14 protein-coding genes are annotated in these 13,316 nt (G+C 63.8%); 7 read left to right on the forward strand and 7 right to left on the reverse strand.

The window, feature by feature from the left end:
- Positions 1-4: 4 nt before the first annotated feature.
- From BM083_RS06895 to rpsB, 4 genes are read left to right on the forward strand one after another with little or no spacing between them, the layout of a single operon-like run.
- Complete coding sequence (locus BM083_RS06895; RefSeq protein ID WP_089867530.1) at positions 5-199, forward strand: DNA-directed RNA polymerase subunit N; 195 nt, start codon at positions 5-7, stop codon at positions 197-199.
- Positions 199-378, forward strand: coding sequence for a DNA-directed RNA polymerase subunit K (locus BM083_RS06900; RefSeq protein ID WP_049893858.1), 180 nt, complete (start codon positions 199-201; stop codon positions 376-378). The genes BM083_RS06895 and BM083_RS06900 overlap by 1 nt, the downstream gene beginning before the upstream one ends.
- A 4-nt stretch (positions 379-382) precedes the next feature.
- Positions 383-1,582 (forward strand): phosphopyruvate hydratase, encoded by a 1,200-nt coding sequence (eno, locus tag BM083_RS06905; RefSeq protein WP_089867533.1) that lies wholly within the window; start codon positions 383-385, stop codon positions 1,580-1,582.
- On the forward strand, positions 1,579-2,370 hold the full coding sequence (gene rpsB, locus BM083_RS06910; RefSeq protein ID WP_009374949.1) for a 30S ribosomal protein S2: 792 nt from the start codon (positions 1,579-1,581) through the stop codon (positions 2,368-2,370). Before eno ends, rpsB begins: the two co-directional genes overlap by 4 nt.
- 513 nt (positions 2,371-2,883) lie before the next feature.
- Here rpsB and BM083_RS06920 read toward each other — a convergent pair.
- From BM083_RS06920 to BM083_RS06935, 4 genes are all read right to left on the reverse strand, one after another.
- The gene (locus BM083_RS06920) at positions 2,884-4,692 is read right to left on the reverse strand and encodes an acetyl-CoA carboxylase biotin carboxylase subunit (protein ID WP_089867541.1); all 1,809 of its coding nucleotides are present in this window, start codon (positions 4,690-4,692) and stop codon (positions 2,884-2,886) included.
- A gap of 207 nt (positions 4,693-4,899) precedes the next feature.
- Positions 4,900-5,166: a DUF8022 family protein gene (locus BM083_RS06925; RefSeq protein ID WP_009374945.1), complete on the reverse strand. Its 267-nt coding sequence runs from the start codon at positions 5,164-5,166 to the stop codon at positions 4,900-4,902.
- Positions 5,166-6,710, reverse strand: coding sequence for an acyl-CoA carboxylase subunit beta (locus BM083_RS06930; protein WP_089868424.1), 1,545 nt, complete (start codon positions 6,708-6,710; stop codon positions 5,166-5,168). Before BM083_RS06930 ends, BM083_RS06925 begins: the two co-directional genes overlap by 1 nt.
- Before the next feature lie 102 nt (positions 6,711-6,812).
- Entirely contained in the window at positions 6,813-7,841 is a 1,029-nt protein-coding gene (locus BM083_RS06935; RefSeq protein WP_218148932.1) for a DMT family transporter, read from the reverse strand.
- A gap of 110 nt (positions 7,842-7,951) precedes the next feature.
- On the opposite strand from BM083_RS06935, the gene BM083_RS06940 reads away from it, so the two are divergent.
- A complete protein-coding gene (locus BM083_RS06940; protein WP_089867544.1) occupies positions 7,952-8,542 on the forward strand; it encodes a hypothetical protein in 591 nt (196 codons plus the stop codon).
- 49 nt (positions 8,543-8,591) lie between these two features.
- Here the strand turns inward: BM083_RS06940 and BM083_RS06945 are convergent, their stop codons facing one another.
- The 3 genes from BM083_RS06945 to BM083_RS06955 all read right to left on the reverse strand — a co-directional run bounded on the left by BM083_RS06945 (position 8,592) and on the right by BM083_RS06955 (position 12,460).
- Positions 8,592-10,028, reverse strand: a complete 1,437-nt coding sequence (locus tag BM083_RS06945; protein ID WP_089867547.1) for a sodium-dependent transporter — start codon at positions 10,026-10,028, stop codon at positions 8,592-8,594.
- A 173-nt stretch (positions 10,029-10,201) separates the two neighbouring features.
- Positions 10,202-11,533: a sodium-dependent transporter gene (locus BM083_RS06950; protein ID WP_089867551.1), complete on the reverse strand. Its 1,332-nt coding sequence runs from the start codon at positions 11,531-11,533 to the stop codon at positions 10,202-10,204.
- A 222-nt stretch (positions 11,534-11,755) separates the two neighbouring features.
- Positions 11,756-12,460 carry an SDR family oxidoreductase gene (locus BM083_RS06955; protein WP_089868429.1) on the reverse strand — a complete coding sequence of 235 codons (705 nt, stop codon included), beginning with the start codon at positions 12,458-12,460 and terminating at the stop codon, positions 11,756-11,758.
- Positions 12,461-12,722: 262 nt separating this feature from the next.
- On the opposite strand from BM083_RS06955, the gene rpl7ae reads away from it, so the two are divergent.
- Both rpl7ae and BM083_RS06965 read left to right on the forward strand, forming a co-directional pair.
- Positions 12,723-13,085, forward strand: a complete 363-nt coding sequence (rpl7ae, locus tag BM083_RS06960) for a 50S ribosomal protein L7Ae (protein WP_009374935.1) — start codon at positions 12,723-12,725, stop codon at positions 13,083-13,085.
- 6 nt (positions 13,086-13,091) lie between these two features.
- Entirely contained in the window at positions 13,092-13,316 is a 225-nt protein-coding gene (locus tag BM083_RS06965) for a 30S ribosomal protein S28e (RefSeq protein ID WP_009374932.1), read from the forward strand.

Below are 13,316 nucleotides of genomic sequence, written 5' to 3' on the forward strand. Positions count from 1 at the left end.
CACCATGATGATACCCGTCCGGTGTTTCACGTGTGGCAACGTCATCGCCGAGCACTGGGAAGAGTTCAAATCCCGCGCCCGTGAGGGCGACGAGGACCCCGGAAAGGTCCTCGACGAGCTCGGCGTCGAACGCCACTGCTGCCGACGGATGATGGTCTCGCACAAAGACCTCGTCGACGTCGTCTCCCCATATCAGTGATGACGGTTCAACGATACAATCGGTACGAGAAGGCGCGCATCCTCGGCGCACGAGCGCTGCAAGTGTCGTACGGCGCACCGGTGCTCATCGACACAGAGGAGACCGAACCGATCCTCATCGCCGCAGAGGAGTACGACGCTGGTGTCCTACCCTTTACGGTGAAGCGGGGGGGAGAGTAGTACGATGACTCTCATCACCAGCGTCCGACTGCGTCGTATCCTCGACTCCCGTGGTAACCCCACCGTCGAAGCCGACGTGCTGACCGAGTCCGGCGGATTCGGTCGTGCTGCGGCCCCGAGTGGGGCGAGTACGGGTGAGTACGAAGCGATCGAACTCCCGCCAAACGAGGCGATTTCGGCGGCCCGCAAACACGCGGTGCCGCGACTCGTCGGTGAGGTCCACGCTGGCAACCAGCGCGAAGTCGACGGAGCACTCCGCGCCGCAGACGGCACGGAGAACTTCTCGGAAATCGGCGCGAACTCCGCCGTGGCCATCTCGATGGCCGCCGCGAAAGCCGGTGCCGACGTCCTCGGTGCGCCGCTGTATCAGCATCTCGGTGGTGCGTTCCGCGGCGACAACTTCCCGGTTCCACTCGGGAACGTCGTCGGCGGCGGCGAACACGCGAAGGACGCGACGAACATCCAGGAGTTCCTGGCGGCCCCCGTCGGCGCACCGAGCGTCGCCGAGGCCATCTTCGCCAACGCAGACGTCCACGCCAAAGCGGCCGAGATTCTCGACGAACGAGGCATTCCGGCAGCGAAGGGCGACGAAGGTGCCTGGGCGCCTCCCGTCGACGACGCCGAGGCCTTCGAAATCATGGACGAAGCCGTCGAGGCAGTCGCGGACGACCGCGGCTTCGAGATCAAGTTCGGGCTGGACATGGCTGCCGCCGAACTGTTCGAGGACGGCGAGTACCACTACGGGGACGAGACGAAGTCGACCGAAGAGCAGATCGACTACGTCGCCGACCTCGTCAACGAGTACGACCTCGCGTACGTCGAGGACCCCCTCGACGAGAACGACTACGAAGGGTTCGCCGAACTCACCGACCGCGTCGGTGACCAGACCCTCATCTGTGGCGACGACCTGTTCGTGACGAACGTCGAGCGCCTGCAGGAGGGTATCGATACGGATGCAGCCAACAGCATCCTCATCAAGCCGAACCAGATCGGCACTCTCACCGACGCCTTCGACGCCATCGAACTGGCGACGGAACACGGCTACAAATCCGTCATCTCCCACCGGTCGGGCGAGACGGAGGACACGACCATCGCACACCTCGCCGTCGCGACGGACGCCCCGTTCATCAAGACGGGCACCGTCCAAGGCGAGCGAACTGCCAAACTCAACGAACTCATCCGCATCGCGGAGGACGCTGTATGAGCGAAAACGAAAACGAAGCACTCGAAGCCGCGGAAGAGGAGATCGACGCCGAGGCACCCGCCGAGGACGCCGGCGCAGAGCCGGACGTCGATCCCGAAATCGCCGCGGAAGAGGACTTGCCCGCCGAGGAAGCCGAGGAATCGGCTCCCGAGGCTGAAGAAGAGACAGAAGAGTCGATGTTCGACGAGGACGTCATGCCCGACGACGAGGCAGACCTCCTCATCCCTGTCGAGGACTACCTCTCTGCTGGTGTCCACATCGGTACCCAGCAGAAGACCAGCGACATGGAGCGGTTCATCCACCGCGTTCGCGACGACGGCCTGTACGTGCTCGACGTGAGTCAGACCGACTCGCGCATCCGCACGGCTGCCGACTTCCTCGCGAACTACAACCCCGAGCAGGTGCTCGTCACCTCCTCGCGCCAGTACGGGCGGTTCCCGGCGAAGAAGTTCGCCGACGCCATCGGCGCACGCGCCCGGACCGGGCGCTTCATCCCGGGAACGCTGACGAACCCGGACTACGAAGGCTACATCGAGCCGGACGTCGTGGTCGTCACGGACCCTATCGGTGACAATCAGGCCGTCAAAGAGGCCATCACCGTGGGGATTCCGGTCATCGCGATGTGTGACTCGAACAACCAGACGTCGAACGTCGACCTCGTCATCCCGACGAACAACAAGGGTCGCCGCGCACTGTCGGTCGTCTACTGGCTGCTGGCCAACGAGACGCTCGACCGCCGCGGTGCCGAACCCACGTACGCCCTCGACGACTTCGAGGCCGGCATCTAACTCGGGATTTCGAGTTTAGACGATTCGACTCCTTTCTCTCGGACGCAAGCCGCCAGTGGCGACGCTTCGTGTCCAACTCGTGTCAGGGACAGAACTATTTCACGTCACCCGGTAGTGACAAACAGATGGTCTCTCGCTCGTCACTCGTGGGACTCGCCGTGCTGGTCGTTTCCACTGGTGTAGCTGCAGTGTTGTTTCTCTCCGTCCCAAACCTTTCACTCGCTGGTACAACCATTCGGACGCCACTCATCCTCGCCGCCGTCAGCGGCGTACTTTGTCTCTGGTCAGGTTTCAGGAGTTACCGAGACGACCGACCACGAACCGCGGCGTGGTTCGTTCTACTCGGTGTCGGTCTCCCGCTGTCACTTGTCGACCGTCCACTCATTCCGTGGATAGGGGTCGTCTTCGTTGTCACTAGCGTTGCCGTCTCGTGGCGACTCGACGACCGACTCCGGGCACTACTCTCGAACAGCGGGGAAAAATGAAAACGAAAACGGGACGGGACGCTCTCGACTACTCGATGACGACGAGCACGTCGCCCATGTCGACGGCGTCGCCCTCACCGACGAGCACCTGCGAGACGGTGCCGCCGACTTCCGCGACGACGTCGTTCTCCATCTTCATCGCTTCGAGGACACAGACGACGTCGCCGGAGCTAACCTCGTCGCCCTCGGAGACGTTGACCGAGAGAATCGTTCCCTGCATCTCGGCTTCGACCGTCTGGCCGTCGCCTTCGACGACGACGTCGTCGTCGCCGCCGTCGTCGTTCTGCTGGGCCTGTGGCGGGCGCTGACCGCCACTGCCACCGCTCTTTGCGTTCCCGGAGACGGAGATGGCGGGCGCACCGCGTTCTTCGAGCGACACTTGGAAGCGCTTGCCGTTGACCTCGACGGTGAAGTCGCGTTCGGTGACGTCCTCGTCGTCCTCTTCGGAGGAAGACGCCGCGGGACCCCACTCTTCGACAGCCTGCTCGATGCGCGACTTGTCGAGTTCTTCGTCGAGGTACTTCGTCGTGTGCTCGCCCGCACAGAACGTCTCGTCGGTGAGCATCAGCCGGTGGAACGGGATGATGGTGTGGAAGCCTTCGATTTCGAACTCGGCGAGGGCACGCTCCGAGCGAGTGATACACTCTTCTCGGTCGGAGGCGGTGACGATGAGCTTCGCAATCATCGAGTCGTAGTCCGTCACCAAGTCGTCACCCTGTCGGAGCGCATCGTCCATGCGGACGCCGATACCGCCCGGTGGGTCGTACGTCTCCAGTTTGCCGCCCGGCGCGGGTGCGAAGTCGTTCGCGGCGTTCTCGGCGTTGATACGGAACTCCATCGAGTGGCCGTCGAACTCGACGTCGTCCTGTGCGAAGTCGAGTTCTTCGCCGGCGGCGACGCGCAGTTGCCACTTCACGATGTCGATGCCCGTAATCTGCTCCGAGACGGTGTGTTCGACCTGAATCCGGGTGTTGACCTCCATGAAGAAGAACTCGCCGTCCTCGACGAGGAACTCCACCGTCCCGGCGTTGAAGTAGTCGGCGGCTTTGACACCGCGACGGGCCGCCTCACCGATGCGCTCGCGTAGGTCCTCGGTCAGCGCGGGCGACGGCGCTTCCTCGATGACCTTCTGGTGGCGGCGCTGCAGCGAGCAGTCACGCTCGCCGAGATGACGGACGTTCCCGTGTTCGTCGGCGAGAATCTGTACCTCGATGTGGCGAGGCGATTCGAGGTACTTCTCGACGTAGACGGAGGCGTTGTCGAAGTACGCCTCACCCTCGCGCTGGGCTGTTTCGAGTTGGTCTTCGACCTCTTCCTCGTTGTGGACGACTTTCAGGCCGCGGCCACCGCCGCCACCTTCGGCCTTGATAGCGACCGGGTAGCCGTACTCGTCGGCAATCTCTTTGACCTCTTCTGCGGACTCGACGGGTTCCGTCGTCCCAGGGACGACGGGAACGTCGGCCTCCTGCATCAGCGCGCGGGCCTTCGTCTTCTCGCCGAGTCGCTCCATCGCGTCGGCCGAGGGTCCGACCCACTTCACGTTGCTCTCACCGACCTTCGCGGCGAACGTCGCGTTCTCCGCGAGGAAGCCGTAGCCAGGGTGGATGGCGTCTGCGCCAGCCTTTCGGGCGGCGTCGATGACGGCTTCGTGGTCGAGGTAGGAGTCGGCCGCACGCGCCGGACCGATGTTGTACGCTTCGTCGGCGTAGCGGACGTGACCGGAGTGTTTGTCGGCGTCGCTGTACACTGCAACCGTTCGGATGCCGAGCTCCTCACAGGCGCGCATCACGCGCACCGCGATTTCGCCTCGGTTCGCCACGAGAACCTTACTGAACATTACTTGGGAACCCATTCTCGCAACGACCCCCTTATTCTATCGGTCCGAAATCGGTCTGCCGTCAACCGACGAGAAGTGAGTAGTTGACGAGTCGTTCGACAGAACGAGTGTGGAGCCAGTAGCTCTCGACAACCACGTGTCGAGTGCCGGGCCTCTCGCTCTCGGTGTCTGTCGTGTCTGAACGGGAGTCGAAAAACCGGGAACTGGTCAGAAGCGGTCTGCGCGCGACGCTGCGGCCCACGCATCGGTGGGTGCGCCCTTCGGAACGCGCTGAATCGACCGACCCTGCAGGCCCTCGATGCGGCCCGCGAAGGTCCACTGTTTCCCCTGCCACGTCTCTTCGTCACCGGCCTCTTCGGCAGCGGCCGCAGCGACCGCTTGGTCACGCATGTGCGCCCCGATGGCGGCGACGATAGCCGCCGCCTCCTCGGGGTCGGCGTCGTCCGGGATATCGATGTCGTCGACGAGACTCATCAGATGGGGATGTTACCGTGTTTCTTCTCGGGCAGGTCGCCGCGCTTGGATTTGAGCATCTTCAGGTCGGCGATGAGTCGCGAGCGGGTCTCCGTCGGTTCGATGACGTCGTCGAGGAAGCCACGGTCGGCCGCAGTGTAGGGGTTGGCAAACTCCTCTCGGTACTCCTCGATGAGTTCGTCGCGGCGGGCGTCCGGGTCGTCTGCCGCGTCGAGTTCTTTCGAGTAGAGGATGTTGACCGCACCCTGTGGCCCCATGACGGCGATTTCGGCCGTCGGCCACGCGTAGTTCACGTCGGCACCGAGATGCTTCGAGGCCATGACGTCGTACGCGCCACCGTAGGCCTTCCGCGTGATGACGGTCATGAGCGGCACCTGTGCCTCGGAGTAGGCGTAGAGCAACTTCGCGCCGTGGCGGATGATGCCGTTGTGCTCTTGGTCCGTGCCCGGGAGGAAGCCGGGAACGTCGACGAACGTCAGGATTGGGACGTTGAACGCGTCACAGCAACGGACGAAGCGTGCGGCCTTCTCGGACGCTTCGATGTCGAGTGTGCCGGCGTTGGCCCGTGGTTGGTTGGCGACGACGCCGATAGAGTGGCCGTCGAGTCGAGCGAACCCGACGACGATGTTCTTCGCGAACTCCTCGTGGACCTCGAAGAAGGAGCCTTCGTCGGCGACGCGGCCGATGACGTCCGTGATGTCGTAGGGTTTCCGGGGTTGGTCGGGGACGATAGTGTTCAGCTCTTCGTCGGCGCGTTCCGGGTCGTCCCACGGGTCGACCCGCGGCGGGTCCTCGACGTTGTTCTGCGGGAGATACGAGAGCAACAACGCGATGTTGTCGAGTGTCTCCTCTTCGGAACCGGCGGTGAAGTGCGCCACCCCAGAGGTAGAGGCGTGCGTCTTCGCACCGCCGAGTTCCTCGAACGTGACTTCTTCACCCGTGACCGTCTTGATGACGTCCGGGCCGGTGATGAACATGTGACTCGTGTCTTCCACCATGAACGTGAAGTCGGTGAGACCGGGTGAGTAGACGGCCCCACCCGCACACGGTCCCATGATGGCCGAAATCTGCGGGACGACGCCGCTCGCCTCGGTGTTCCGGCGGAAGATTTCGCCGAACCCGGCGAGAGACTTCACACCCTCTTGAATCCGCGCGCCGGCGGAGTCGTTGAGGCCGACGACGGGTGCACCGACTTCCATCGCCTTGTCCATCACCTTGCAGATCTTCTCGGCGAACACCTCACCGAGTGAGCCACCGAAGACGGTAAAGTCGTGTGCGAAGACGAAGACGGTCCGCCCGTTGACCTCGCCGTAGCCCGTGACGACGCCGTCGCCGTAGAGCTGTTTCTCTTCCATCCCGAACGAGTGGGTTCGGTGGGTGCGGAACTGGTCGAACTCCTGGAACGTCCCGTCGTCGAGGAAGTAGTCGATGCGCTCGCGCGCTGTCATCTTCCCTTTGTCGTGTTGGGACTGGATACGGTCTTCTCCGCCGCCGAGGTGCGCTTCTTCGCGCTTTTCGCGGAGATCGTCGATTCGGTCGTCCATCGTCATAGGTGCCACCCAGTACTCATTGCCTCCATTGTCACGGAGATACGGCAAAAGAATTCCGCAACCCACCAAAACGACCACGAAAGATTTTTTCGGCCGTCAGGCGACGGCGGCAGCGGGGCCGAGCGTCACCAGCGCCGCCCCGACGACGATGACGAGTGCACCCACGACGACGCCCTTCGTGACCGTTTCGAGGTCCGAGAGTAGGAAGTACGAGAACACGGTCGTAAACAGCGGGGCCGTCGCCGCCAGCGGGTCGACGATAGCGACGTTCCCCTCGGGCAACGAGAACGCCGCGAACAACGAGAGGAGTGCGACGGCGGTGAGGACACCGCTCCCGGCGAAGTAGAGATAGCTCCGACGCGGCGACCCGAAGACGGCGTCGCGGTGGCGAGCGAGCGCGTACGCACCGAGTGCGACGAGCGCCGCCGTCTCGTTCAGTGTCACGGCTTCGAGAGCGTTCGTCGGCGACGTGGTCAACCCGTAACGCCGGAGGACGTTCCCGACGGCGAAGAACGCCGCCCCGCCGAGCGGAAAGAGCAGGTCTCGCGGTTCCCACCCACTCAGGTCGCCGCCTTTCGCGACGGCGAGGACGACGAGTCCGGCGACGAGGACGACGACGCCGGCGACGGTGGTGAACGTCACGCTCTCACCGAGAAAACCCACGGCGAGCGCCGTCGCGAACAGGGGTCGGGCGCTGATGACGGCGCTGTTGACGCTCGCGCCGACTCGCTGGACACCGTTGAAGACGGCGATGCGACCCAGTGCCGTGCCGACTGCGCCTGCGACGACGAACACGCCGAGCGTCGCCAGCGAGAGTTCCGCGAAGACGTCCATCCCTTGGCGGGCGAGAAGAAGTATCCAGTAGAGCACCGAGTCGACGACGACCACGACGAGGGCGGCTTGCACGGCGTCGCCACCGACCGACATCCCACGCTTCGAGAGGACCGGAGAGAACCCCCACAAGAGCGCAGGCACCATCGCGAGCAGGTACACCTCCGGCGGGGCCGAGAGGAGCGCGTCGGTCGCAGCGAGTGGTGTGAGCAAAGTGGACGGTGTCGAAGAGACGAGTGGTGTCGAAGAGACGAGCGAGAGGAGAGCGCGGAGAAGCGAGAGCAGTCCGTTCATGCTCGTAGTTGGAGCGGGCGTGGAAAAGACCGACCGAATGAGTGCGGGCTTGCCGGGTTCTGTCGCTCACGGCCACGTCGTTTACCCGCCGCGCGGTCGAACCGTCGCCCATGTCGGAGCGCAACCTGCCGCCACTGCTGGCGATGGACGACGAACTCGACCGACTCGAACGAAAGGCCGACGGCGACATCGGAACCGAAGTCGGCGAGATTCGTGACCGTCTCGACGAGTTCGAGACGCGTGAGACGAGCGACGACCGACAGGGCGACGGGCGAGATTCGCTGCTCGACGACGTCGACGGCATCCTGCTGCGTCTCAGAGAGCGACTGAGCGGCGAGGCCGACCGACAGGCCGAAGCACTCCAGAACCGCGTCCGGCAGTTCCGCGAGTCGCGCGCTGGGCAGAGCGACACGCTGTCGCTCGCCGAACCACGCCTCGAACAGGGTGGAACGGCAGTCGACATCGCCGACCGAGACGGACAACAGGTCGACGTACGCGCTACGCTGGTCAACGCGGGCGAAGCGAGCGACGGGGTCGTCCGCGTCGCCTTCTACGACGGAGACGGAAGGCCCGTCCGACGGGTCGACCTCTCGGAACGGACTGTCGACGGCGGGGAGAAGCGAGACGTCGCCGCGACGGTGTCCGTCCCTCCCGAGGCGATGCACTACGACGTCAGCGTCGTCGACGCCGAGTCGGCCTGAACCGCCCGAAAAGAGGGTAGCTGTCGTTCTTTCTGCGCTGTCGGCCGAGCTATACCACGGAGCGCGAACTCCGGAGTCCGAGGAACGCGACGCCGGTCAACGTGAGCGTCAGCACGATAGTGAGCCAGAAACTCGACACCGGGACGACGCCGGCGGCGAGACCGCCGACACCGAGACTCGACAGCAGTGTGAACACCAAAAAGAGCGGGATGGCGACGCCAACGGCGAACAGCCACGGCGTGCTCAGCGCGTCGGCGACGCTCCCAGCACCCTTCCGGAACTCTTCGACGGCATCTGTCCCGAGCACCCATCCGACGAAGAGCAGGAAGGCGATGAGACCCGTCGTCAGAAGCGAGTCGACGAGCGGCCCTGCGACGAACCCGAACAGCGCTGGGCGAAGTGCGTTCACTCCGCCGGTCACCGCGACGAGGCCGACCATCGCGCCAACGGCGACGGGCCGCGAGAGTTCGAACTCGTCGACGAGGAAGGAGACGGGTATCTCGAGCATCGAGATAGAAGAGGAGAGCGCCGCGAGCGTCACGACGCCGAAGAACGCCGTCGCGATGAGCGTCCCGGCCGGGAGGCGGGCGAAGGCACCGGCGATGCTGACGAACAGTGCACCGGGACCGCTGCCGCCCGCCTCGCCCGTCACCGAGAACAGCAGCGGGAAGACGACGAGACCCGCGAGGACGCCGACGAACGTGTTCAGGATGGCGATAGTCGTCGCGTCGAACGGGAGCGACCGGTCGTCACCGAGATACGACGAGTAGGTGACCATCGTTCCCGCACCGAGCGAGAGCGTAAACAGCGCCTGCCCGGCGGCGGGTCCGAGGATGTCGAAGAAGTTCGCCTGCAGCGTTTCGAGGTCGAAACTCAGATAGAACGCGTAGCCTGCGGCGGCGTTGGGCTGTTGGGAGGCCCAGACGGCGAGGCCGACGAGTAAGAGGAGAATCGCCGGCATCATCACTTTCGTTCCGATTTCGATTCCTCGGCGGACGCCCGCGAAGACGATGGCACCCGTCAGTGCGAGAAACGCGACGTGGTAGAGCACCGCGTCGGTGGTGAACGCGAGACTGTCGTAGTACGGGCCGGGGTCGGTGAAGTACGGTGCCGGACCGGCCGTTCCGAGGGCGACGACGCTCTCGACGAAGTAACGGAGAATCCACCCGCCGACGACGCTGTAGAAGGAGAGCAAGACGACGCCGGTGAGGACGCTGAACATCCCGACGAGACCCCACGCCTTCGACCCGGAGAGTTCTCGAAGTGCGCCGACCGGGTTGCGCCCGGAACGACGGCCGATGACGAACTCGCCGAGGATACCGGGGACGCCGACGAGGATGACGATTGCTAGATAGACGAGGAGAAAGGCGCTTCCTCCGTTCTCTGCTGTGACCCACGGGAACCGCCAGATGTTCCCGAGGCCGACGGCGCTGCCGACGGCCGCGAGGATGAACCCCATCCTCGTCGCCCACGTTTCTCGTGTCATTGTCATGCATTGGCCAACAAGGGGTAAAGTGCGTTTCGAGTCGTGAAACAGTCAAAAGACTACAATAACGGTTTTTGAGTGGTGAGACGGCGTCTCGTCGCTGTGGTTATCGAGAAAAATCGGGGTTCGGTGACGATTCGTAACCTCTCAATTCGAGTATATTTCTGTGCTGTTCAGAACGGAGGCACGATGGCCCCGCCCACGAAGAGCGTCTGGAATCCGAGGATCAGCGTGCCGACGACGCCGGCGATGACGACCGTCCGCGCCGTCCAGAGCCACGTCAGACCGAGTCCCTCGCCGGCGTTACTGCCCTTCAGCAGTTCGGCGAGCGCCGGGCGGCCGTAGACCCACCCGACGAAGACGAGGATACCGAGGACGGAGAGCGGCAGCAGGAGTTGGTACGCGAGCGTGTCGAACCAGGTGAGCCAGGCGGTGTCCCACGCCGAGGGGATGCCGAGGGCGAAGATGACGCTGCCGAGGCCGGTAGCGATGACGGGGCGACTGTAGGACGTGTTGTCGACGGCCCACGAGACGACCACTTCGAGCAGGCTGATGGCGCTCGAGAGCGCCGCCACGAGCACGACGACGAAGAAGAAGAATCCGAGGATGTTACCGGCCGGCAGTTCGGCGAACGCGGTTGCGACACTGACGAAGACGGCTCCTGCACCGCTGGTGTTGGGGTCGATACCCTGCGCGAACAGCAGCGGGAGGACGACGAGGCCGGCGAGCACGCCGACGAACGTGTTGAGGACGACGATAGTGAGACTGTCACTGAACAGGCTCTCGTCGCCGTCGATGTAGGAGGCGTAGGTAATCATCGCGCCCATCCCGAGCGAGAGCGAGAAGAACGCTTGACCGACGGCGAACGGAACGATTTCGGTGAAGTTAGCGGTGAGCGCATCGAAGTTCGGCGACAGGAAGTACGCGTATCCCTCGCCCGCTCCAGGGAGCGTGAACGCCCAGACGGCGAGAGCGATGAGGATGACGACGATACTCGGCACCATCAGCTTCGTCGCCTTCTCGATACCGTCCTCGATACCGAGCGCGACGATACCGATGACGAGCGCCATGAAGACGGCGTGGAGCACGAGTGCGTCCATCCCTGCCGACACCTGCCCGAAGTAAGCGGCCGGGTCGCCGAAGTACGCGCCGGTGAGACTCCCGGCGATGTACCGAAGCACCCAGCCACCGACGACGCTGTAGTACGAGAGAATCCAGAACCCGGTCGCCAACCCGAGGACGCCGACGATGCGCCAGTTTCGGTAGCCGAGTTTCTCGAAGGCGTCGATGGTGTTCAGGTTCGCCTTCCGGCCGATGACGAACTCCGCGAGAATCGCGGGGAGTCCGATGCCGAGGACGGCGATGAGGTAGACGACGAGGAACGACGAACCCCCGAACTGTGCGGTCTTGAACGGGAACTGCCAGATGTTCCCCAATCCGACTGCGCTGCCGACGGCCGCGAGGATGAATCCTGCCCTCGTGGCCCATGTTTCACGTTCGCTCATGTGTATGTGCTTCGCAGGTTTACCGATGAGCCGCATAAGCCTCACGACTCGCGTTTCCGTTTCACGCAGTCGAGGTTTCGAATTTACCACGAGTTGGCGGTTCGCTATCGACAACTCCAATTCCGTTCTGTCAGATGCCCCTCCGATGGACGAATGTGGAGTGTGTTGTACGTTCACGGTGAACGAAAGTCGCGTCTAAGCAGACGGACGTCCGCGTCTCGGCTACGCCTCACCGTAGACTGGAACGGCCGCGCCACTCGTCACTTCGGCGGCGTCCGAGCAGAGAAAGAGCATCACGCGGGCAATCTGCTCGGGTTTTACCCACTCGTCTTTCGGCTCCATCATCTCGCGGTTCATCGGCGTGTCGATGACGCTGGGCATGACCGCGTTCGCACGGACGGTTCCGAGGTTCTCCTCGGCGATGGTCTCGGTGAGCAGTCGGACGCCTGCCTTCGAGGCACGGTACGGGCCGTCGCCTTCGCCGCCTTCGAGAGAGGAGCGCGCGGAGACGGAGACGATGGCCCCTTCGGTCGCTCGGAGATGCGGGATGCAGTGTTTCGAGGCGAGGAACATCGTCTTGAGGTTCACGTCGAACAGGAGGTCGAACGTCTCGACGTCCGTCTCGTCGATAGGTGACCCGCCTTTCCACGTGCCCGCGACGTTCAACAGGCAGTCGAGTCGGCCGTGGTCGGAGACGACATCGTCGACGACGCGTTCGACGTCAGATTCGTCGGTGAAGTCGCCCTCGTAGAAGTGGATGTCCTCACCCGCGTCCAACTGGGCGTCGTCGTCACTCGGAGCGACGATGTCTGTCGCGGCGACGGTTGCACCGGCGTCGCGGAAGGCGGTGGCGATGGCGCTCCCGAGTGCACCGCTTGCACCCGTGACGAGGACGACACGACCGTCGTAATCAAAGCTCGTTGACATAGGTGTGTGGACGACTGCCACGAAGATAAGCGCGGGGGCAGATGTAGAGAACACGGAGACGAGGACGTGGACGTGAGCCATGCGGCGGCCTGCCACGCCGTGGCGGCTTTGAAAGCGCTTTTATGGGGTGATGAGTAATTCAGAGGTACAGCCTGCCCGGGGTTGATGATACTCCTCGTCGTCAGGGAACGACCACTTCCGCTGAGGTTTCTCGGTGGGACGGCGAGGCAGTCGAGCCCGCGAGCAGGAGAGGTGAACAACCATGCCAGTCTACGTCAATTTCGAAGTCCCAGCCGACCTTCAGGAACGCGCCGTCGAGGCGCTCGAGGTCGCTCGAGACACAGGTAGTGTAAAGAAAGGAACAAACGAGACGACGAAAGCCGTCGAGCGCGGCAACGCCGACCTCGTCTTCATCGCAGAAGACGTCTCGCCGGAAGAGATCGTGATGCACCTTCCCGAGCTGTGTGAGGAGAAGGGCATCTCGTTCATCTACGTCGAGACCCAGGACGACATCGGTCACGCGTCCGGTCTCGAAGTCGGCAGTGCCGCCGCGGCCATCGTCGACGCTGGTGAGGCCTCGGAGGACGTCGAGGACATCACCGGTAAGCTCGAGGACCTGCAGTAAGCATCCATGAGCGCAGAAGAGACCGCCAGCGACTCGACGTCCGCCGAGGTCATCGAGGTCGTTGGCAAGACAGGGATGCACGGCGAGGCCATGCAGGTCAAGTGCCGCATCCGCGAGGGCTCGAACCAGGGCCGCATCATCACGCGGAACGTGCTCGGTCCCGTGCGCGAGGGCGACATCCTCCAGCTGCGCGAGACCCAGCGCGACGCTGACTCCATCGGAGGGCAGTAA

It is taken from the genome of Halogranum rubrum, from assembly GCF_900114455.1.
Classification (GTDB): Archaea; Halobacteriota; Halobacteria; order Halobacteriales; family Haloferacaceae; genus Halogranum; species Halogranum rubrum.

Excerpts from the sequence above, each read along its gene's own strand:
- BM083_RS06935 (WP_218148932.1), bottom strand. The coding sequence starts at position 7,841 with ATGAACGGACTGCTCTCGCTTCTCCGCGCTCTCCTCTCGCTCGTCTCT.
- BM083_RS06955 (WP_089868429.1), bottom strand. The coding sequence starts at position 12,460 with ATGTCAACGAGCTTTGATTACGACGGTCGTGTCGTCCTCGTCACGGGT.
- BM083_RS06920 (WP_089867541.1), bottom strand. The coding sequence starts at position 4,692 with ATGTTCAGTAAGGTTCTCGTGGCGAACCGAGGCGAAATCGCGGTGCGC.
- BM083_RS06925 (WP_009374945.1), bottom strand. The coding sequence starts at position 5,166 with ATGAGTCTCGTCGACGACATCGATATCCCGGACGACGCCGACCCCGAG.
- BM083_RS06930 (WP_089868424.1), bottom strand. The coding sequence starts at position 6,710 with ATGGACGACCGAATCGACGATCTCCGCGAAAAGCGCGAAGAAGCGCAC.
- BM083_RS06965 (WP_009374932.1), top strand. The coding sequence starts at position 13,092 with ATGAGCGCAGAAGAGACCGCCAGCGACTCGACGTCCGCCGAGGTCATC.
- BM083_RS06945 (WP_089867547.1), bottom strand. The coding sequence starts at position 10,028 with ATGACACGAGAAACGTGGGCGACGAGGATGGGGTTCATCCTCGCGGCC.
- BM083_RS06940 (WP_089867544.1), top strand. The coding sequence starts at position 7,952 with ATGTCGGAGCGCAACCTGCCGCCACTGCTGGCGATGGACGACGAACTC.
- eno (WP_089867533.1), top strand. The coding sequence starts at position 383 with ATGACTCTCATCACCAGCGTCCGACTGCGTCGTATCCTCGACTCCCGT.
- BM083_RS06900 (WP_049893858.1), top strand. The coding sequence starts at position 199 with ATGACGGTTCAACGATACAATCGGTACGAGAAGGCGCGCATCCTCGGC.
- BM083_RS06950 (WP_089867551.1), bottom strand. The coding sequence starts at position 11,533 with ATGAGCGAACGTGAAACATGGGCCACGAGGGCAGGATTCATCCTCGCG.
- BM083_RS06895 (WP_089867530.1), top strand. The coding sequence starts at position 5 with ATGATGATACCCGTCCGGTGTTTCACGTGTGGCAACGTCATCGCCGAG.
- rpsB (WP_009374949.1), top strand. The coding sequence starts at position 1,579 with ATGAGCGAAAACGAAAACGAAGCACTCGAAGCCGCGGAAGAGGAGATC.
- rpl7ae (WP_009374935.1), top strand. The coding sequence starts at position 12,723 with ATGCCAGTCTACGTCAATTTCGAAGTCCCAGCCGACCTTCAGGAACGC.